An 18,551-nucleotide genomic window follows, 5' to 3' on the forward strand; every position below is an offset into this window, starting at 1 on the left:
CGATCACTTGGCGCGCGCGACGGCGACCGGGCAGTGGGCATGATGGATCACCCCATGGCTGACGGATCCGAGCCAGGGATTCTTGTACCAATGGTGATCGAGCGCGCCCACGACGACCAGGTCGGCGTTGCGAGAGGCGTCCGTCAGCGCGGTGACGGGGTGTTCGCGCACGACCTCCTCGGTCACCTCGATGCCCGGGTGCTCCTTGCGCCAGGGCTCGACCCTCTGGAGGACTTCTGAGCGCGTCCTCTCCTCCGCTTCGCTGACGTCGATCGCCTGTTTCAGGTCGACCAGGGCTGCTCCCATCTGCCAGGCGTGCACCACACGGACCAGCGCGTCGCGCACGGCCGCGGCCTCGAAGGCGTACCCCAGTGCCACGGCCGGGTCGCCGATCAGGTCGATGCCCACGACGATCTCGTCGTGCCGGGTAAGGGCGTCCCCGCGCACGATCACGACCGGACAGGCGGCGTGCGCGGCCACACGCAGCCCGGTGGAGCCGAGCATCATGCTGGTGAACCCGCCCAGCCCCCGGTGCCCCACCACCAGCTCGAAGGCGTCCTCAGACCGGTCGTGCAGCACCGCGGCCGTGCTCTCGGCGATCAGCTCGGTGGTGACGTCGATGCCGGGATGGCGCTCCCGGGCCCTGTGTCCGGCCTCGTCGAGAATCCCCTTGCCGGCGGCGCTGACGGCCCTCGCGGCCTGGCTGGAGGAGACCAGCGGCAGTTCCCGCCGGGCCGCGTCGAGCGAATGCACGATGCGCAGCGGGCGGTGACGCAGGGCCGCCTCGTCGGCCGCCCAGTCGACGGCACGATCGGCATCTGCGGAGGCGTCGGTGCCCACGATGATCGGGTCGGACATCTGGCTCAGCTCCTCAGCGGACGAGTGCCGGATCCCCGGGCTCGTGCCCTGCCCTTCCAGCGTCTCCGTCCGCACGGTGGCGCTCTAGGGGCCAAGGTCCTTGGACGTGGCCTTTGGTCGCTCCACGTGCCGGGGCCGTGACCGCTGCCCGGCTCGGACTCGGAGGAAGCAGGCGAACGCGGGGTCGCTGGAGTCGCGGTGGCGTCCGAGCTCTCGCCGCCACCTTGTCCGTCGTCATGCCGCATCACAGGCCGTGCTCCGCGCCGGAGGAGATCCGACGGCATACTTGCAAGGCCACCATGCCAAACCGTCGAACTGTCCTGACCATGTCACGCTGAGCGAGTTCCTTGGGCGCATGGACCACCGCGGCCGGGCATTACGCATGGTGGAGCAGCGCGTAGCTCACCGATCCGAGCAGCAGCCCGCGGACGCCGCCGAGCCCGTGCAAGCCCGCCACCAGCAGGCGGACACCGGACGACGCCGCTCCCCGCGGTGCGGGTAGCACTCACGCCAGCGGGCCAAGAGCCGCTCCAGCCGTGCCTGCGCCGCCTCGCCGACGCCGTCCGGAGCGAACCGGCGGCGGCAGATCACCGTGGCGTGCCGATTCCCAGGAGACGGCCGCCACTCACGGGGCGCCGTGGGCGTCCGCCTCGGTGAAGGCGGTCTCGAGGGCGGCTCGAGAGGCCAGGGAGCCGTCCACGCCGCCAACCACGCGGCCCGGCTCCCGTTCGGGCGCGGGTTCGCTGCCGCCCCGTACGATCAACACGGAAACGGGGCGTGGCCGACCCCGCCCGGTGAATCCGCCCCAACCTCGCGAGGCTACGACGAGGAGGCCGACGGCGACCGCCGCTCCGATGAGCCTGGCTGCCACCGGCCCCCGTTCGAGCAGAGGGCTCATCCTCACGTCAAAAGCGGTCTCGTGGACGCGCGCGTCCACGAACCCCGGGACCGCCGCGCGCAGGTCCACAGCGGACACGGCAACCGATCCCCCGAAATACGGATCCCATACGCATACATGGACCACGGTGAGCAGCACTCTGCGAACGTCAGCATCGACGACGGCCGGGTCCAGGATCGCCTCGGCCGGGAGGGCCGAAGGTCCCGCTGGCCAAGGACGGACGGCCTCCACCTGGGCCGCGCCCGACCGCGCTGCAGCAAGCCCCGTGCCCGGTCGTCGTGGTTCCCGTGTGAGAGGGCGGGAAGCAATGAGCCCAGCGGGAACCGTCAGGACCTCCGGGGTGCCGGGGCGTCCCCCGGCCGGGGTCCGGCGGCTTCCAGGCGGTCGGCCAGTGCGATCCGCCGAATGTCGCCTATCACCTCATCGAGACGGCAGGTCATGCCGATGATCCGCTCGTTGGTCCAGTCACACTGGCCGGTCCGGAGCACCGCGTGCAATTCCAGACTCACCTCGAATAGGTGACGCACCACGGAGTCCAGGACATCTCCGATGGCCTGCGGTACCTCGCTCTGCGCAACCACGCGCCCACCGTCGGCGGGCGCTGCCGACTCATCGGACCACGGTGCCGCACTCAGCGCTTCTCACCTCATCCGGCCTCACTGGCGGCGAACCAGTACCGACAACCTCCGGGCAGGCGAAACAAAGACACGCATCCCTCCTGCATTGTTACTCGCAAGTACATATCTTGCATAAGGAACAATGCGACCTTTTCCTAAAACTTCGCAAAAGGGGTGGCGTATCGCCCGGGCCGGGACCGCCCCCGGGATGACCGCTCCCCTGACGAGACCTTCATCCGGCACTCCAGGACCTCCGCCCTCTGGTCCTACCGCCGCGGTTCGACGAACCTCGGTTACGAACGGCGGGCCGACGCCTGGAAGGGAGTGTCCGGATGAAGCGACCGACGGTCAGGACGGTCATGACATCGGATGTCGTGACGGTATCGCCCGAGGCCTCGTTCAAGGACGTGATCACGACCCTCGCAGAGCGTGAGATCAGCGGCGTGCCCGTCGTGGACGGCACGGGGCGTGTCCTCGGCGTGGTAACCGAGGCGGACCTGCTCCGCAAGGAGGCGGCCGCCGCCACGGCCGCGGAGCCGAGCCGAAAGCCGCGCACCAAGCGTGAACGGCTGGATCGGGCCAGGTCCGAGGCCGCGACGGCCGGGGACGCCATGAGCTCGCCCGCGGTCACGACCACCGCCGACGCCACCGTTGCCGAAGCGGCGCGGTCGCTGTGCCGCCACGGCTTCAAGCGGCTGCCGGTCGTGGACTCCGCCGGCCGGCCGGTCGGCGTCGTCAGCAGGACCGACCTGCTGCGCGTCTTCCTGAAACCGGACGCGCAGATCCACGACGAGGTGATCCACGAGATCGTCATCGGGAGTCTCTGGCTCGACCCCGCCGAGGTGGAGGCCGACGTGCGCGACGGCGTGGTCACCCTGCGCGGGCGGGTGCCGCTGGCCAGCCTCGTTCCGATCGCCGAACGCCTGACGGCCTCCGTCGACGGCGTCATCAGGGTGATCAACATGCTCGACTACGACGAGGACGACAGCGCACACACGCGCCGGCGCCACGCGGGCCGGCGGACGTCGCACTCCTGAAAGTGCCGTCAGACAGGTCCGCGATGGATCGGACCGGCCTCATGCCCATAGTGGACGATCCGGGCGTCCGGGCCGGGGAAGATCAGGCTTTCCCAGCCGGTGTCGAACCATCTGACCAGGTAGGGAGGTTTCCCATCCGGACTCGTCACCCGGATCGGTTCGTGCGGCCCGGCCCGGACGATGATGATGCGATCGCCGGCGCTCGCCCTCATGACGCCGCTTCATGCGCCACTCGCGCTCATCGCGGACGGCGGCGCCCGGCGAACCGTCGACCCCGCCCACGACCTCGCCGAACCGTGTGCCGGTGGGGGCGATGGCGCTCCAGCTCGCCGCTCGCCGCGCGGCCCGGTGGTCGTGGTGCGGCAGCTCATCGCGTTCGGGCGAACCGCGCACGATCATCTCGGCGTCCCCTGCCTCGGCCATCAGCGCCGCGTGCGCCGGGCCGTCCATCAGCCTCTTGCACCGGGCCGACGCGGATCCTTGATCGGCAGGCCCAGGATCCCTGCCGCTGCCCCTCCTCGCTGATCACGCGCAGCGCCCCGGGGGGCGGCCTCCGATGTTCCTCACGACTTCGTCCGGTCGGGCGTGGGCGGCGCCCTCCTCCGAGGACGACATCCAGATCGTCGGCGAGGCCGACACCGCCCAGCAGACCCTGGGCCCGCATGCCGGGCGCCCGCTCCCACGTCACCGTGCGCCGCGAAATCCGCTCCGCCATGCCCGGGATCGCCTGCCTCATGCTGACCTCCTTAAAGGATCACGGTCGCGTCGACCGGGATCCTTTCCCCGGGCCTGATCACGATCCGGTCTCCTACGGTCACGTCCTCGACCGGGATTCCGGCAGGTGGCCGGCGGCGGCATGTGGGGACTCGGGGACGGCCCTATCCGGTACTTGGCGGGTGCTCTCGAGTCCATCGTTCGTACGCCTGGACGGCGGTGGGCAGCGTGGGGAAGAGCCGGTCCGCGCCGATCCGGTCGGCGATCCCGAAGGCGCGCAGGTCGTCCATGAGGTCCTGTTTGACGCGGGCCAACGCGAACACGATGCCGCGCCGCTCCAGTTCCTCGCGGAGCGCTTCCATGGCGTCCAGGCCGGTGATGTCCACCTCGACGTTCGCCTCGACGTTCAGGACGAACCAGCGCGCCTCCCCGTCGGCGGCGTCGAGCGATGCAAGGGCCCGGCGCTTGAAGTCGACGGCGTTGGCGAAGAACAGCGGCGAGTCGTAGCGGTAGATCACCAGGCCGGGGATCACGGTCGCTTCTGGATAGTCGTCGATATCGTGCATCCCCGCCAGGCCGGGCACCCGTCCCAGGATCGCGTCGTGCGGCCGGGCCACCCGCGCCAGCAGGTCCAGCACCGACAAGCCGATCGCGACGAGCACGCCGTAAAGGATGCCGAAGGCGAGGACGCCGACCAGCGATGCCAGGGCCAGCAGCAGTTCGCTGCGGCGGAACGCCGCGAGCCTGCGGAACCCCGCCACGTCGACGAGGCGGGTCGCCGCGTAGATGACGATCGCCCCCAGCGTGGCCATCGGGAAGAGCGCCAGCAGCGGACCGAGGAACAGCAGGACGCACAGCACGGCCACCAGCGTGACCAGCGAATACACCTGGGTACGGGCCCCAGAGGCGACCGCGATGGCCGTGCGGCTCCCGCTGCTGCTCACGGGGAGGCCGTGCACGAGCCCCGCCCCGATGTTGGCCGGGCCCAGCGCCAGGAGCTCCCGGTTGCCGTCGACCTCCTCCCCCGGGGCGGCGAAGGCGCGTGCGGTCAGCACGTTGTCGGTGAACCCCACCAGCAGGACGCCGACGGCGGGCAGGAGCAGGTCGGGCAGCGCGTCCAGGGGAGGTACGACCGGTCGCGGCAGCCCGGCGGGAACCTCGCCCACGACCTTGATCCCGGCCTGGTCCAGGCCGAAGACGGCCACCGTGACGGTCGCCAGCAGGACGGCCAGCAGCGGCCCTGGAGCCCGCGGGAAGCGCCATTGGACGCCGAAGAGGAACAGCAGGCTCGCCAGCGAGAGGGCCAGCGTCCCCATCTGGACGTCGCCGAGGCCCCGTGCGAAGGACATCACCTCGTCGAGGAAGGTGTTCCCCTGCGTGGGGACGCCGCTGATCTTCTCCAGCTGTCCGGCCACCATGACCACGGCGACCCCGGCCATGTAGCCGACGAGGATCGGGCGGGAGAGCATGTCCGACGCGAATCCCAGGCGCAGGCACCACGCCCCCAGCGCCAGCAGCCCCACCATCACCGCGAGCCCCGCGGCCAAACCCGCGTACACGGCGGTGTCTCCCCCGGCCAGCGGAGCGACGACGGTGGCCGTCATGAGAGCGGTCGTGGACTCCGGCCCGACCGAGAGCCGGCGCGAGGAGCCCAGCGCCGCGTAGGCCACCAGCGCGGGGACCATCGCCCACAGGCCGGCCACCGGGGGCAGTCCCGCCAGCCCCGCGTACGCCATGACCTGCGGTACCAGATAGGCCGCGACCGTGATCCCGGCGAGCACGTCGCCGCGCCACCACGATCGCGGATAGTCGGGCCACCGCGGGCGTCCCGCGTGCCGGACCTTCCGCAAGAGTCCGATCATCGTCCCGGCGCGCCGGCCTTCGGACTCCCGCGTCACCTGGTTCGGGCCACGACGACCGGGCAGCGGGCGTGGTGGATCACGCCGTGGCTGACCGATCCGAGCCGGGGGAGGTCGAGCCGGCCGTGGCCATGGGCGCCGACGACCAGCAGATCGGCCTGGCGCGAGGCGTCCGACAGCGCGGCGACGGGATGCTCGCGCACGACCTCCTCCAGCACCTCGATGCCGGGGTGGGCCTTGCGCCAGGGAGCGTGCGCTTCAACGATCTCCCAGCGCAGCCTCTCTTTCACTTCCCGTTCATCGATCAGGTCGGCCTCGATCTCTCCCAGGCGCCAGGCATGCAGCACACGGACTCGGGCCCCGCGCGTCGCGGCGGCCTCGAAGGCGTATCCCAGCGCAGGGGCCGGGTCGGTGGCAAGGTCGATGCCGACGAGGATCTCGCCGTGGCCGGGTCCGGCGTCGCCGCGTACGATCACGACCGGGCCGGCGGCGTGCGTCGCCAGCCGCAGGCCGGTGGACCCGAGCATGAGGCCGGCGAATCCGCCCAGGCCGCGGTTCCCCACCACCACCTCGAAGGCCCGCCGGGACTGGTCCCGCAGTGCCGTGGCGGTGTTGTCGGTGACCAGTTCCGTGGTCACCTCGATTCCGGGACGCCCCTCGCGTGCCAGGTGCTCGGCCGCCTCGAGGATCCTCCTCCCGGCCGCGGTAACGCTGTCGGCCACGCGACTGGGCGCGAACAGCGGCAACTCGTACAGCCCCTTGTCGATCGAGTGCACGATGTGCAGTGGGCGCCCGCGCGACGCCGCCTCGTCGGCGGCCCACTCGACGGCGCGGTCGGCCCCGGCGGAGGCGTCGGTGCCCACGACGATGGGATCGGACATCTTCCTCAGCTCCTCCGGGGCTTCAGGCCACTTGCTCCGCCGCTCCGATGTCGATCTCGACTTGGGGCGGACTGAGCAGGGTGTTGTGGAGGGTGCACCGTTCGACGGCGGCCCGGAAGCGTCCTTCGTGCGCCTCCGGCAGGCGGACCGGTGGCCGAAGCGACAGGTCGATGCGCGCGATGCGGGCCGGGGAGGCCGCGTTCATGGTGAAGCGGGCACTGACCGCCAGCCCCTGCGCGGGCAGGCCGTGCGAGGCGAGGTAGCGGCGACCGTAGTGTGCCGCGCAGGCGGCCAGTCCCGCCACGAACACTTCGACGGGCGTCGGCCCGGCGTCCATGCCGCCCGCCGAGAACGGCTGATCGATGTGGATCACGTGGTCGCGGATCAAGATGGCGAACGCGTCATCCTCACGGTGGATCACACTGATGTCGTCCATGGCCGTCCCCTTCCACATCACGGAGTGCCCGATATCGGCGATGCCTGTCGACTACAGCGTCACCGCCGCAGCCGTCTCCGACTCAGGGGCGAAGGTCCCGATCGACGGGGCCGAGCGTCCACTGCGCCGGGACGATGCCCGGCCGACGCCAAGCCCTAACCGCGCTCGGCCGGGTGGGTGTACAGGTCGAGCAGGCGCATCCGGGTGGCCTGCAGCCGGTCGACGATGATCTCGCTGAACCGGCTGGACAGCTCGTAGGCCATCGCGGGGTCGATCGCGCACAGCGCGCGGACCAGGGGGCCGTCGAACTCCAGCGCGCGCACCGGCGCCCGCGCGACCGCTCCGAACCGCCACCGGTACGGGGCGTGCAGCCAGGACCAGCCCAGCACCGCGCCCGGCCCGAAGGTCTCGATGATGACCGAGCCCCGGCCGGGCACGTGCAGATCGAGTGCCACCATGCCCGCCTGCAGGATCCAGAACCGGTCCGCGGGGCCGCCCTCGTCGAAGATGCGCTGCCCGTCCGGGAACTCGACCTGCCGGGCCGTGCTCGCGAGCCGGTCCAGCGCCGCTCTGGGCATGCCGGCGAAGAACGCCTCCCGCGCGAGGGGTGCCTCATCGATCATGGCCATCCCCCGACGGGACGATCGCGACCGCGCAGGGAGCGTGCTGCAGCATGGCGCCGCTGGTCGCGCCCGGCAGCAGCGGGTCGAACCCACCGGTCCCCCGGGTCCCGACCACCACGAGATCGGCGTCGCGGGCCGCTTCGAACAGCGCTTCGCGCGGCGGGGTCAAGATCACGGACGCGGCGGCCCCGACTCCCGGACACCTGACCCGCCAGGGCTCCACGGCCTGCTCCAGCCGCGTCTCGGTCACCTGCCGCAACTTCTCCTCCTCCGAGAACAGCGCGAGATCATGCTCGGGCGCGGCGCTGGGCTCCCAGCAGCCGTGGACGGCGCGCAGCGACCATCCGCGCAGCGCCGCCAACTGGAACGCGAAGGCCAGGGCCGCCTCGCCCCCCGGCGAACCGTCGACGCCGGCGACGACCCGTCCATGATCGGTACCCGTCGAACGCACGACCACAACCGGGCGAGCGGAACGGGCGGGAAGGCGCAGCGCGGTGGATCCCAGCGACAGTTCCCCCTGCTCGTGCGAACCCACGACCGCCAGCTCGGCTCCCCGAGCCTCGCGCGTCAGCTCCGCCGCCCAGCGCAGGGCCTCCTCGCTCTCCTTGGACCCGTCATAACCGACGAGGACATATCTCCCCATGACCGGCCCTCCTCCCCGGTCCCCGACCGGTGCCCGTCGAACCGCACCGGCCTGCCACCATGGGACAACGGTCCAGGTCAGCCCCCCAGAGGCGAACGTCCCGAACCGGCGGGACCTGCGCCCACCGCAAGCCTGGGCCCAAAGATTTCTATGCCCCGGGCCCCTCGCCTCTGCAGCGGGTGACGCTCCGGTGGAGGGGCAGAGGTCGACGAAGGAGGTCTCCATGCGGTTGGCACCTGTTCAACGACGCATGAATCCCTGGCTGCCGCTCACTCAAGCCGAGCGACGCCTGGAAACGCCCCTGATCGACGGCCGACCAGCCGCCTGACGAACGCCTCCTGGTCCTAGGACCTTCGCCCCTCCTTCCCCGCCTCCCCACTGCCTAGCGTCGAAACCGGGACAAGGGAGGAATTCCATGCAACGCCGAACGGTCGAGCAGGTCATGACCACGCCGGTCATCGCGGTGGTCGAGGAGACCCCCTTCAGGGAGATCGCCGAGGCCCTGGCCGAGCACTCCATCAAGGCCGTACCGGTGATCGACCGGGACCGCCGCGTCGTCGGCATCGTCAGCGACGCCGACCTGCTCCACAAAGAGGAGTTCAAGGAGCCGGGCGGCGTGCAGCGGCGGCTGTTCGAGGGCCGGCGGCGCCGCTCGGCCCGCGCCAAGGCGGCCGCCGGCGACGCCGCCGGGCTGATGAGCACACCGGTGGTCACCCTGACCGACGACATGCCCGTGGCCAAGGCCGCCAGGACCCTGGCCGAGCACGGTTACAAGCAGGCCCCGGTCATCGACCGCGCCGGACGGCTGACCGGCATCGTGACCCGCTCCGACCTGCTCCGCCTCTTCCTGCGCTCGGACGAGGACATCCGCGACGAGATCATCCGTGAGGTCCTCATCCGCGGCCTGTGGCAGGATCCCGCGCGCATCCGCGTCCGCGTGCACGAGGGCGTCGTCGGCCTGTCCGGCCGTTTGGAGACCAGAAGCCTGGTCGCCGTCTGCGTACGGCTCACCGCCGCCACCGAAGGCGTCGTCGACGTGGTGGACGAACTCACCTTCGTCCACGATGACACCGCCATCCCGGCCTCCCCGGAGGTGTGACGCCGATGGGACCCGCGCCCCCGAGCGCCGCCGTCACCGAAAGCCACTGCGGTGTGGTGTTCTTCACCGGTGACCGCGCCTACAAGCTGAAGAAGCCGGTCGACCTGGGCTTCCTGGACTTCCGGGAGCGGCGGGCCCGCGAACGCGCCTGCCGTCGTGAGGTCGAGCTCAACCGCCGCTTCTCTCCGGACGTCTACCTCGGCGTCGCCGACGTCCACGGCCCCGACGGCACCGCCTGCGACCACCTGGTCGTCATGCGGCGGATGCCTGCCGACCGCCGGCTCTCCACCCTGGTGGCCGCGCGTGCCCCGGTCGACGGGGCGTTGCGCGCCACGGCCCGCACGCTGGCCTCCTGGCACGCCCGGGCCCCGCGCGGACCGGGGATCTCCGCGGCCGGGACACAGGACGCGCTGCTGGGCCGCTGGACCGACGGCTTCGACCAGGTCCGCCCCTTCCACGGCCGGGCCATCGACGCCGCCGAGGCCACCGAGATCGAGGCGCGCACACGCGATTTCCTCACCGGACGGGCCCCGCTGTTCGACGCCCGCATCGCCGACGGCCGTGTCGTCGACGGCCATGGGGACCTGCTGGCCGACGACGTGTTCTGTCTGGACGACGGCCCGCGGATCCTGGACTGCCTGGAGTTCGACGACCGGCTCCGCAGCCTGGACGGCCTCGACGACGCCGCCTTCCTGGCCATGGACCTGGAACGCCTCGCCGCCCCCGACCTGGCCGAGCGCTTCACGGACTGGTACTGCGAGTTCGCCGCCGACCCGGCCCCGCCCTCCCTCCGCCACCACTACGTTGCCTACCGCGCGTTCGTCCGCGCCAAGGTGGCCTGCCTCCGCCATGCCCAAGGCGACCCGCGGGCCGCGGCCGAGGCCGGAGCCCTCTCCGAGGTCGCCCTGCGCCACCTGCGCGCCGGCGCCGTCGGGCTCGTCCTCGTCGGCGGCCTTCCCGGCACGGGCAAGACCACCCTCGCCGGCGCGATCGCCGACCGGCTTGGCTGCACGCTGCTCAGCAGCGACCGGATCCGCAAGGAACTGGCCGGGCTCGCCCCCGACGCGCCGGCCGCCGCCGCGTACGGCGCGGGCATCTACACCCCCGAATGGAGCCGCCGCGCCTACGCCGAGCTGACCCGCCGAGCCTGCAGCCTGCTGGGCATGGGCGAGACCGTCGTCCTGGACGCCTCCTGGACCTTCGAGGACCACCGCGATGCCATCATCGCGCTCGCCCACCAGGAGGGCGCCGAACTGCACGCCCTGCGTTGTGAGGCGCCTTCGGCGGTCACCGTCGAACGCCTCCGTACGCGACGGCACCTCGTGTCCGACGCCGACAGGCACGTCGCCGAAGCCATGGCGGAGTCCGCCGCCCCATGGCCTGAGGCCGCCACCATCGACACCAGCGGCCCTGTGGACACATCGCTCGACCAGGCCCTGGCTGTCGTCCGCCCGCACGGTGCCGAAGACGTCTGGCACCGCTGCCCCACGATGGCCCCCGACTGAGCTCGAGGGGAGCCGGGGCCGCGACGGAACTCGGAGTAGAGACAGTGAGGAGAGCGACGATGACCGCGCTTGTGCCGTTGGAGGAGCGAACCGTGGCCGAGGTGATGACGATGGACCTGCTCACCGTCGCCGCCCAGGAGTCGGTGCTGATGGCATGGGAGCTGATGTGCCGGGCGGAGGTCCACCACCTGCCCGTGGTGGACGTCGAGGGCGGTTTCCTGGGTGTCGTGGACGCCGAGACGCTCACCGCCTCCTGGGACGCCATAGGGCCGCGCAGGGCGCGCAAGCCCGTCACCGCGTTGCTCGATGATCGCTCGAAGGCGTCCGTGCGCCCGGCCGCGCCCGTCCCGGAGGCGGCCCGGGCGATGATGGAATCGGGCCGCGACCACGTCGCCGTCACCGACTCCCACGGCGCCCTGGTCGGCCTGGTCACCGCGCATGATCTCATCGGCGAACTGGCGGGCGCGGAACTTCCCAGGAACGCCCAGCGATCGGGCATGCCGTCGCTAGGGTCGAACCCGTGCTGCCGGCCGACACGCCGGCGTCCCCGTCCCGGGCACGGCGACGCGTCCCGGACCCAACTGCGGCGCCGCGCACCGGCACCTCCCACCAGGGCCGGCCGGACGCGCGCGCGAGGCGTTCTGGAGACCTCGCGGCCGGCGATCACGAAGGGGGCGAGGCGGCGGACGACCGAGGCTCCCGCGCGAACCGGCCCGACGGGTGAACGCCCCCGGTCCCAGCGGGACCCCGGTTCCACACCGCTGCCGTCCGCGTCACGTCCCGGCGGCCCGTTCGTGGGCGTGGAAGATCGCCACCGGGCAGAGCGCGTGGTGGACCAAGGCGTGACCGACCGATCCGAGCAGCAGCCCGCGGACGCCGCCCAGGCCGCGCGAGCCCACCACGAGCAGGCGTGCCCCGGAGGACGCGCGCATCAGGACCTCCCGGGGCGCGCCCTCCACGACCTGCGTTCGGACGTCCACGGCAGGGTGGCGCTCGCGCCCGGGGATCAGAAGCTGCTCCAAGCGCGTCTCGGCGGCTTCGCGCAGCCCCTCGGCGTCCACCAGCGGCGGCAGGTCGTCCGGCCGCGCGTCCTCCCAGGCGACCAGAACGGTCAACGGAGCACCGTGCGCGTCGGCCTCGGTGAACGCCAGTGCCAGGGCGGCGCGGGAACCGGGAGAACCGTCCACGCCGACCACCACGCGCGCCGGCCCCTGCTCGGGCGCGGGCTCGGGCTCGGGCTCGCCGCGCACGACCACCACGGGGCACGGGGCGTGCGCGGCCAGGTGGGCGCCGACCGATCCGAGCATGAGCCCGGTGAATCCGCCCCAGCCGCGCGAGCCGACCACGATGAGGTCGGCGTGAGAGCCTGCCTCGATGAGCCTGGCCGCCGGTGTTCCCCGTTCGAGCACGGGCTTCACCTCGAGATCAGGTGCCGTTTCGCGGAGGTGCCCGACGCCGTTCTCCAGGGTCTCCTGGGCCACCGTGCGCAGGTCCACCACGGGCATGCCCATCGATGAGCCGACGTTGAGCTCCCACACGTGGACCACGGTGAGCGGGACCCCGCGGGCACCGGCCTCGGCGGCGGCCCAGTCCAGCGCCCGGACACCGGCGTCGGAACCGTCGTATCCGACGACCACGCCGTTGATCGTGTTCATGCTCCCCTCACTTCCCGGCCTCTGGCCCGAGCAGCGCTTCCTCGATGCGCCTGGCGACACCCGCGGCGGCCTCCTCGACCTGGGGCGTCAGCCCGGGCCCGAGACCGAAGTCGAGGCCCTCGATCGCGTGGACGCGCAGCCGGCGGGGCATGCGGTCGACCGCCCGCCCCAGTTCGACCGCGTGCTCCAGTCCGAGCGCGTGGCTGCTGGCCGCCGGGCCGCCGCCCTCCTGACCGAGCTTTTCTCCGCCCGTCGCTTCCATGTCCATCTCGTGGACGCGGCCAGGACGGGGCGGGTCGGCGCGCACGGCGTCGACGACGATGGCGAGGAGCGCCCCGCTCCATAGTTCGATGAGGCGGGCGGGTTCGCCGTCGGTCACCGCCAGGGTCGCCGGGACCTTGCCGCGCAACGCCTCGACCACCGCCGGGCCGGCGCCGTCGTCGCGGCGGAAGGTGTTGCCCACGCCGATGACGACGACGCCCTCCGCGATCATGTCCGCTCCACGGTCAGGTCGAGGAAGTGGGTGGAGCAGGAGATGCACGGGTCGTAGTTGCGGATGGCCTGTTCGCACTGGCGGGCCAGGCTGTCGTCGTCCAGGTGGAGGCGTCCTGCGACGAAGCGCGCCAGGTCGTCCTCGATCGCGCCCTGGTTCTGCGACGTGGGCGGGACGATGCGGGCCGAGGTGATCAGGCCGTCCCCGTCGAGCGCGTAGCGGTGGAACAGGACGCCGCGCGGCGCCTCGCTCACGCCGTGCCCGGTGCCCTCGCGCGGCGGCACCGGCACCGACGGCCGCTCGGGCGGTTCGTAGGAGCCGATCAGCCGGAGCGCCTCGTCGATCGCGTAGACGATCTCGACGGCGCGCACCAGGATGCTCTGGAACGGGTTCCGGCATTCGGCGCCCAGCCCCGCCCGCTCGGCGGCCTCCAGCGCCAGCGGTGACAACCGGTCGCGGTTGAGGGAGTAGCGTGCCGTCGGCCCGGTCAGGTACCGCCCGCCGTCGTCGGTGAAGCGGGCGTGCAGGGCCGTCGAGTGGGGCACCTGCTCCTCGGTGACGCGCTGTTCGAAGGCGTCGGCCGTGAAGGACCGCCCGGCGCTGCTGTGCAGGACCCCTCGTTCGATGGGGTACCGGTCGGCCGACAGCGCCAGATGCTCGTGATCATGGGTGAAGTCGGGGAAGTCGAACCCGGCCGCCCATTCGACGGTGTCCAGGGCGTCGTCGAGGGCCCGGCGCAGCGGCTCTGCGAGCGGCGCCAGGTCGCCGGGGGCGGGAGCCCGGTAGAAGCCGCCGACCCGGACGTTCACCGGGTGGATGGAGCGCCCCCCGATCGTTTCCATCAGGGCGTTTCCGGCCTTCTTCAGCCGCAGCCCCCGCTGGACGACGTCCCGGTGGTCGCGGGCCATCTCGACCGCGCCCGGATAGCCGAGGAAGTCGGGCGCGTGCAGCAGGTAGACGTGCAGCGCGTGGCTTTCGATCCACTCGCCGCAGTACAGCAGCCGCCGCAGCTCGTCCAGGCGCCCGTCCAGGGTGACGCCGCAGGCGGCCTCGACGGCCTGGCAGGCGCTCGTCTGGTAGGCGACCGGGCAGATCCCGCAGATCCGGGCGGTGATGTCGGGAGGCTCGGTGTGGGCCCGGCCCCGCAGGAACGCCTCGAAGAAGCGGGGCGGCTCGTAGATGTTCAGCCGCACCTCTTCGACGCGGGCGTCCCGGACCCGGACGTACATCGCCCCCTCGCCCTCGACCCGGGCCAGTGCCCCGACGGTGAGGCTGCGGTCATGCCGGTGGGTCATCCTCGTCGTCCTCGTGCTCGGCGCCGTCGTTGAACGCGGCGACGTTGAAGGTGGACAGCACCCGGTGGGTCTCGTCCTCGGTCATGTCGAGCCAGGGCAGCAGGCCGCGCGTGTTGGGGCGCTCCCCGCTCCAGTTCGGCGAGGGCCCGAAGCAGCCGTAGCAGCCGCGCCCGTAGGCCGGGCAGATCGCTCCGCAGCCGGCATGGGTCACAGGCCCCAGGCAGGGCGTTCCCCTGGCGACCATGACGCACACGGTGCCGCGGCGTTTGCACTCGAAGCAGACACTGTGCCCTGGAATATCGGGTTTGCGGCCGACCAGGAACGCGGTCAGGACCTCCAGCAGCTGCCGCCGGTCGATCGGGCACCCCTGCAACTCGAAGTCGACCTTCACGTGCGCGGCGATCGGCGTCGACCGGTCCAGCGTCGCGACGTACTCGGGCCGGGCGTACACGACCGAGGCGAACTCGCGCACGTCGGCGAAGTTGCGCAGCGCCTGGACGCCGCCGGCGGTCGCGCAGGCCCCGATGGTCACCAGCGTCCGGGAGATCTCCCTGACCTTCAGGATCCGTTCGCGATCCTCCGGCGTGGTGATCGATCCCTCCACCAGCGACACGTCGTAGGGACCGCCCGCCACGCCGCTGGAAGCCTCCAGGAAATGCGCGATCTCCACCTCACCGGCCAGCTCCAGCAGCTCGTCCTCGCAGTTCAGCAGGGTCAGCTGGCAACCGTCGCAGGACGCGAACTTCCACACGGCCAGCGTCGGTTTCTCCGCCTTCCTCATGGCTCCTCCCCCAGGGCCTCCGAACACCTAGAGCTCTCGTACCGCCATCAGCGGGACGGCGCTCTCGTACGGGACGACCGGCCCGTCACGGCACAGCAGCAGCGGGCCGAGCTGGCAGTGACCGCACCATGCGACGCCGCACTGCATGTTGCGCTCCAGCGAGACCCGCACGTCGGCGGCCGACACCCCCCGTGCGACCAGCGCCTCGGCCGTGAAACGCATCATGACCTCCGGGCCGCAGACGAACGCGGCGGCGCCCGCCGGGCCGATCTCGACCCGGTCGGCCAGCGCGGTGATCAGGCCGACATGCCCGGACCAGCGGAAGTCGGCGCGGTCCACGGTGACCTCGCCCCGGGCGCCGAGCGAGCGCCACCGGTCGAGTTCGGCCGTGTAGAGCAGGTCCTCGGGGGTGCGGGCGCCGATCATCACCGTGATCCGCCCGTAGGAGTCCCGGTCCGCGAGCGCGTGCAGCACGGCGGCCCGCAGCGGCGCCAGGCCGATGCCGCCCGCCGCGAACACCACGTCGCGCCCGCGCGCCTCCTCGATGCCCCACGCCGTGCCGAACGGACCGCGCAGACCGATCACCCCGCCCGTCTCCGTGGCGCACAGGGCCCGGGTGACCGCCCCGACCCCCCGGACCGTCTGCTCGATCCGGGGCAGAACGCCGCTCACGGAGATGGGCACCTCCCCGACCCCGAAGGCGTACATCATCGTGAACTGCCCGGGCCGGGGCCGCGCGATCGCTGCCGCGACGGGCTCCAGCCCCACGGTGACGGTGTCATCGGTGTCCGCCCGCCGGGCCGCCACCCGGTACGGCACAGGGGTCATCGCATCCATCACCGACGCCGATCGGGTACCACCGCCACCGGGCAGCGGGCGCGATGGAGCATCGCGTGGCCGACCGAGCCGAGCAGCAGGCCGGTGAAGCCTCCCCGTCCCCGCGTCCCCACGACCAGCAACTCGGCGCTGGCCGAAGCCTCGGCCAGGGCGGGGGCGGGGCGCGCGTGCACGACCTGCCGTCTGAACGGCACGTCAGGGTGCTCGGCCTCGCAGCCCGCCGCGAAATCCGCCAGGGCCGCATCACATTCCTCCGTCACCACCTCCGGTTCGAAGAACAGGGTTTGCCCGGCCCTCGGATCCTCGGCCAGGGGCTGGGTCCAGGCCAGCACCGCCCGCAGCGACGTCCCGCGCAGCGCCGCCTCCCCGAACGCGAACTCCAGGGCCGCCGCGCTGCCGGGTGAGCAGTCCACCCCGACGACGACCCCGGCGGCCGGGGCCTCGGCGGCCGGCTCCTGAGCCGCCGGTTCCCCGGCCTGCCCCACAGGCCGGCCGAGGTGCACCGCCACGGCCGGGCACGACGCGTGTGAGATCACCCGCAGCGCCACCGAGCCCGGCAGGAGCCCGGCCGGTCCGCCCGCACCGTGGCCGCCCACCACGACCATGGCCGCCCCGCCCGACTCCTTGATCAGGACGTCGGCGGGCCGGCCGCCGACCTGCCGGCCGGACACCTTCACCCGGGGAGCCGCGGCCACGGCTCGCCCCAGCGCCTGCTCCACGACCGCCTCGCCGTTGGCGTGCGTCCACTTCCGGATCGCCTCGCTCCGCGGGCCCGCCGGAAGGTCGAACAGCCGGGGAGCGATCGCGTACACGACGCGGAGGGGAGCGCCCCTGCGCGCGGCCTCCGTCGCCGCCCACTCGACCGCGACCAAGCCGTACTCGGAGTCGTCGACCCCCGCGACGATCTCGTCCATACCCACGACGCTAGCCTCCGTGGCAGCTCAGAGCCGGGGACCTTGGTCCTGGTCCGGCACTCCGATGGCCCCGCTCCGGGCCGGGAGAGGCCGGTCACGCGCCGCCCGTCCGCTCTCGTTCCGCGTGGAAGACGGCCGCCTCGGCGGTGATGTCGATGCCGACCGGGCACCACACGATGCAGCGGCCGCAGCCCACGCAGCCCGAGGAACCGAACTGGTCGTACCAGGTGCCGAGCTTGTGGGTCATCCACTGCCGGTACCGGCTGCCCGGCGAGGCCCGCACGCTCCCACCGGGCAGATGGGAGAAGTCGAGGTCGAAGCACGACTCCCACCGCTGCCACCGCTCGGCATGATCACCGGTCAGGTCGGTGACGTCCTCGGTCGTGGTGCAGAAGCACGTCGGGCACACCATCGTGCAGTTGCCGCACGACAGGCAGCGCCCCGCCACCTCCTCCCAGTGCGGGGAGCCGAGGGCGTCCTTCATCAGGTCGTGCAGATCGGCCGCGGGCATCTCCCGCCCCATGTGGTCGGCGGCCTCCGCGACCTCCGCGTCCGCCCGCGCACGGACGTCATCGCCCGCGGCCTCGCACGGGATGCTCTCCAGCAGCCGCTCCCCCGCCTCCGACCCGGTTTCGGCCAGGAACCGGGCGGAGCCGTCCCCGTCCACCAATTCGGTGAGCACCAGGTCATATCCGGGGCCGGCCCGCGGACCCGTGCCCATGGACGCGCAGAAGCAGGTCTCCCCCGGCTCGGTGCAGTTGACCGACACGACGAAGACCTGCTCGCGGCGCCTCCGGTAGGCGGTATCGGCGTGCTCGCCCCCCATGAGCACCCGGTCCTGGACCAGGATCGCCCGGAGATCGCACGGGCGTACGCCCAGGAACGCGTACCGGGGCGCCTCCTCGGGCCGGTCATCGATCGCGAAACCGCCCTCGGTCCGATCGGCCTGCCACAGTCGGACCCGGGGCTCGAGCAGATAGGGCTTCCACGACTGCGGGCCCGCCGAGTGCCCGAAGGCCGCACGATCATCCCGCCGCCGCACCCGGTAACCGCCCGGGGCGAGCGTGACGCCCCACCCGTACGGGAGATCGTCGGCCGACGACAGCTCGTCCAGCACGATCGCCTCGTCCCGGACGGTCGGCCCGACGACGGTGTACCCGGCCGCCCGCAGCGCGCCGAACAGCCCGCGCACGTCCGCCAGCAGCACCGGAGACATGATCGTCACCCCACCTTCCGCTCAGGCACTCTGGTTCCCAGCCAACGACCACCGACACTGCTTTGACCAGGGTCTTTGGGCCCGAGCCCCGCGCTCCGCCCGGTCACGACCGGAGCCCGTTCCCCGACCGCGACGAAGCAGACCCACGACCGGCCCCGGGACCTTGGCCCCTTCCAGGGCACATCCAAGG

General features: G+C 72.2%; 20 protein-coding genes and 1 pseudogene. 4 read left to right on the forward strand and 17 right to left on the reverse strand.

Going from position 1 to position 18,551, the window contains the following annotated elements; all coding sequences use genetic code 11:
- Positions 1-3: 3 nt before the first annotated feature.
- From ACZ466_RS52560 to ACZ466_RS52570, 3 genes are all read right to left on the reverse strand, one after another.
- Positions 4-933, reverse strand: coding sequence for a universal stress protein (locus ACZ466_RS52560; RefSeq protein WP_378283938.1), 930 nt, complete (start codon positions 931-933; stop codon positions 4-6).
- Between the two features lie 301 nt (positions 934-1,234).
- Positions 1,235-1,363 carry a universal stress protein gene (locus ACZ466_RS52565; protein ID WP_378283939.1) on the reverse strand — a complete coding sequence of 43 codons (129 nt, stop codon included), beginning with the start codon at positions 1,361-1,363 and terminating at the stop codon, positions 1,235-1,237.
- Between the two features lie 719 nt (positions 1,364-2,082).
- The gene (locus ACZ466_RS52570; RefSeq protein WP_378283940.1) at positions 2,083-2,337 is read right to left on the reverse strand and encodes a hypothetical protein; all 255 of its coding nucleotides are present in this window, start codon (positions 2,335-2,337) and stop codon (positions 2,083-2,085) included.
- Between the two features lie 368 nt (positions 2,338-2,705).
- Between ACZ466_RS52570 and ACZ466_RS52575 the strand changes: the two genes are divergently transcribed.
- Entirely contained in the window at positions 2,706-3,410 is a 705-nt protein-coding gene (locus tag ACZ466_RS52575; RefSeq protein WP_378283941.1) for a CBS domain-containing protein, read from the forward strand.
- An 8-nt stretch (positions 3,411-3,418) separates the two neighbouring features.
- On the opposite strand, the gene ACZ466_RS52580 is transcribed toward ACZ466_RS52575, so the two are convergent.
- The 7 genes from ACZ466_RS52580 to ACZ466_RS52610 all read right to left on the reverse strand — a co-directional run bounded on the left by ACZ466_RS52580 (position 3,419) and on the right by ACZ466_RS52610 (position 8,566).
- Positions 3,419-3,622, reverse strand: coding sequence for a DUF1918 domain-containing protein (locus tag ACZ466_RS52580; RefSeq protein WP_378283942.1), 204 nt, complete (start codon positions 3,620-3,622; stop codon positions 3,419-3,421).
- A gap of 534 nt (positions 3,623-4,156) precedes the next feature.
- Positions 4,157-4,243 (reverse strand): P-type ATPase actuator domain-containing protein, encoded by an 87-nt coding sequence (locus tag ACZ466_RS52585; RefSeq protein ID WP_378283989.1) that lies wholly within the window; start codon positions 4,241-4,243, stop codon positions 4,157-4,159.
- A 45-nt stretch (positions 4,244-4,288) separates the two neighbouring features.
- Positions 4,289-5,974, reverse strand: coding sequence for a SulP family inorganic anion transporter (locus ACZ466_RS52590; protein ID WP_378283943.1), 1,686 nt, complete (start codon positions 5,972-5,974; stop codon positions 4,289-4,291).
- Positions 5,975-6,018: 44 nt separating this feature from the next.
- Entirely contained in the window at positions 6,019-6,864 is an 846-nt protein-coding gene (locus ACZ466_RS52595; protein ID WP_378283944.1) for a universal stress protein, read from the reverse strand.
- 22 nt (positions 6,865-6,886) lie between these two features.
- A complete protein-coding gene (locus tag ACZ466_RS52600) occupies positions 6,887-7,300 on the reverse strand; it encodes an OsmC family protein (protein WP_378283945.1) in 414 nt (137 codons plus the stop codon).
- Between the two features lie 155 nt (positions 7,301-7,455).
- Complete coding sequence (locus ACZ466_RS52605) at positions 7,456-7,923, reverse strand: Crp/Fnr family transcriptional regulator (protein ID WP_378283947.1); 468 nt, start codon at positions 7,921-7,923, stop codon at positions 7,456-7,458.
- Positions 7,913-8,566, reverse strand: a complete 654-nt coding sequence (locus ACZ466_RS52610) for a universal stress protein (RefSeq protein WP_378283949.1) — start codon at positions 8,564-8,566, stop codon at positions 7,913-7,915. Before ACZ466_RS52610 ends, ACZ466_RS52605 begins: the two co-directional genes overlap by 11 nt.
- A 415-nt stretch (positions 8,567-8,981) precedes the next feature.
- Between ACZ466_RS52610 and ACZ466_RS52615 the strand changes: the two genes are divergently transcribed.
- The 3 genes and pseudogenes from ACZ466_RS52615 to ACZ466_RS52625 form a co-directional block, all read left to right on the forward strand.
- Positions 8,982-9,665 (forward strand): CBS domain-containing protein, encoded by a 684-nt coding sequence (locus ACZ466_RS52615; RefSeq protein WP_378283950.1) that lies wholly within the window; start codon positions 8,982-8,984, stop codon positions 9,663-9,665.
- A gap of 5 nt (positions 9,666-9,670) precedes the next feature.
- Positions 9,671-11,170, forward strand: a complete 1,500-nt coding sequence (locus ACZ466_RS52620) for a bifunctional aminoglycoside phosphotransferase/ATP-binding protein (RefSeq protein WP_378283951.1) — start codon at positions 9,671-9,673, stop codon at positions 11,168-11,170.
- Positions 11,171-11,274: 104 nt separating this feature from the next.
- A pseudogene (locus ACZ466_RS52625) lies at positions 11,275-11,619 on the forward strand (CBS domain-containing protein); the annotation flags it as partial.
- A 324-nt stretch (positions 11,620-11,943) separates the two neighbouring features.
- Here the strand turns inward: ACZ466_RS52625 and ACZ466_RS52630 are convergent.
- From ACZ466_RS52630 to ACZ466_RS52660, 7 genes are all read right to left on the reverse strand, one after another.
- On the reverse strand, positions 11,944-12,825 hold the full coding sequence (locus ACZ466_RS52630) for a universal stress protein (RefSeq protein ID WP_378283952.1): 882 nt from the start codon (positions 12,823-12,825) through the stop codon (positions 11,944-11,946).
- A 7-nt stretch (positions 12,826-12,832) separates the two neighbouring features.
- Positions 12,833-13,318, reverse strand: coding sequence for a hydrogenase maturation protease (locus ACZ466_RS52635; protein ID WP_378283953.1), 486 nt, complete (start codon positions 13,316-13,318; stop codon positions 12,833-12,835).
- Positions 13,315-14,613, reverse strand: a complete 1,299-nt coding sequence (locus ACZ466_RS52640; protein ID WP_378283954.1) for a Ni/Fe hydrogenase subunit alpha — start codon at positions 14,611-14,613, stop codon at positions 13,315-13,317. The genes ACZ466_RS52635 and ACZ466_RS52640 overlap by 4 nt, the downstream gene beginning before the upstream one ends.
- Positions 14,597-15,394: an NADH-quinone oxidoreductase subunit B family protein gene (locus tag ACZ466_RS52645; RefSeq protein WP_378283955.1), complete on the reverse strand. Its 798-nt coding sequence runs from the start codon at positions 15,392-15,394 to the stop codon at positions 14,597-14,599. The genes ACZ466_RS52640 and ACZ466_RS52645 overlap by 17 nt, the downstream gene beginning before the upstream one ends.
- A 27-nt stretch (positions 15,395-15,421) precedes the next feature.
- Complete coding sequence (locus tag ACZ466_RS52650; RefSeq protein ID WP_378283956.1) at positions 15,422-16,222, reverse strand: FAD/NAD(P)-binding protein; 801 nt, start codon at positions 16,220-16,222, stop codon at positions 15,422-15,424.
- An 8-nt stretch (positions 16,223-16,230) separates the two neighbouring features.
- Positions 16,231-17,145 (reverse strand): universal stress protein, encoded by a 915-nt coding sequence (locus ACZ466_RS52655; RefSeq protein WP_378283957.1) that lies wholly within the window; start codon positions 17,143-17,145, stop codon positions 16,231-16,233.
- 94 nt (positions 17,146-17,239) lie between these two features.
- On the reverse strand, positions 17,240-18,361 hold the full coding sequence (locus ACZ466_RS52660; protein WP_378283990.1) for a 4Fe-4S dicluster domain-containing protein: 1,122 nt from the start codon (positions 18,359-18,361) through the stop codon (positions 17,240-17,242).
- Positions 18,362-18,551: the final 190 nt, after the last annotated feature.

Source organism: Actinomadura rugatobispora, from assembly GCF_055379765.1.

What these genes read in the sequence shown, in the direction of transcription:
- ACZ466_RS52575 (WP_378283941.1), top strand. Translation starts at nt 2,706, where the DNA reads ATGAAGCGACCGACGGTCAGGACGGTCATGACATCGGATGTCGTGACG.
- ACZ466_RS52580 (WP_378283942.1), bottom strand. Translation starts at nt 3,622, where the DNA reads ATGAGGGCGAGCGCCGGCGATCGCATCATCATCGTCCGGGCCGGGCCG.
- ACZ466_RS52595 (WP_378283944.1), bottom strand. Translation starts at nt 6,864, where the DNA reads ATGTCCGATCCCATCGTCGTGGGCACCGACGCCTCCGCCGGGGCCGAC.
- ACZ466_RS52600 (WP_378283945.1), bottom strand. Translation starts at nt 7,300, where the DNA reads ATGGACGACATCAGTGTGATCCACCGTGAGGATGACGCGTTCGCCATC.
- ACZ466_RS52605 (WP_378283947.1), bottom strand. Translation starts at nt 7,923, where the DNA reads ATGATCGATGAGGCACCCCTCGCGCGGGAGGCGTTCTTCGCCGGCATG.
- ACZ466_RS52610 (WP_378283949.1), bottom strand. Translation starts at nt 8,566, where the DNA reads ATGGGGAGATATGTCCTCGTCGGTTATGACGGGTCCAAGGAGAGCGAG.
- ACZ466_RS52615 (WP_378283950.1), top strand. Translation starts at nt 8,982, where the DNA reads ATGCAACGCCGAACGGTCGAGCAGGTCATGACCACGCCGGTCATCGCG.
- ACZ466_RS52620 (WP_378283951.1), top strand. Translation starts at nt 9,671, where the DNA reads ATGGGACCCGCGCCCCCGAGCGCCGCCGTCACCGAAAGCCACTGCGGT.
- ACZ466_RS52630 (WP_378283952.1), bottom strand. Translation starts at nt 12,825, where the DNA reads ATGAACACGATCAACGGCGTGGTCGTCGGATACGACGGTTCCGACGCC.
- ACZ466_RS52635 (WP_378283953.1), bottom strand. Translation starts at nt 13,318, where the DNA reads ATGATCGCGGAGGGCGTCGTCGTCATCGGCGTGGGCAACACCTTCCGC.
- ACZ466_RS52640 (WP_378283954.1), bottom strand. Translation starts at nt 14,613, where the DNA reads ATGACCCACCGGCATGACCGCAGCCTCACCGTCGGGGCACTGGCCCGG.
- ACZ466_RS52645 (WP_378283955.1), bottom strand. Translation starts at nt 15,394, where the DNA reads ATGAGGAAGGCGGAGAAACCGACGCTGGCCGTGTGGAAGTTCGCGTCC.
- ACZ466_RS52650 (WP_378283956.1), bottom strand. Translation starts at nt 16,222, where the DNA reads ATGACCCCTGTGCCGTACCGGGTGGCGGCCCGGCGGGCGGACACCGAT.
- ACZ466_RS52655 (WP_378283957.1), bottom strand. Translation starts at nt 17,145, where the DNA reads ATGGACGAGATCGTCGCGGGGGTCGACGACTCCGAGTACGGCTTGGTC.
- ACZ466_RS52660 (WP_378283990.1), bottom strand. Translation starts at nt 18,361, where the DNA reads ATGTCTCCGGTGCTGCTGGCGGACGTGCGCGGGCTGTTCGGCGCGCTG.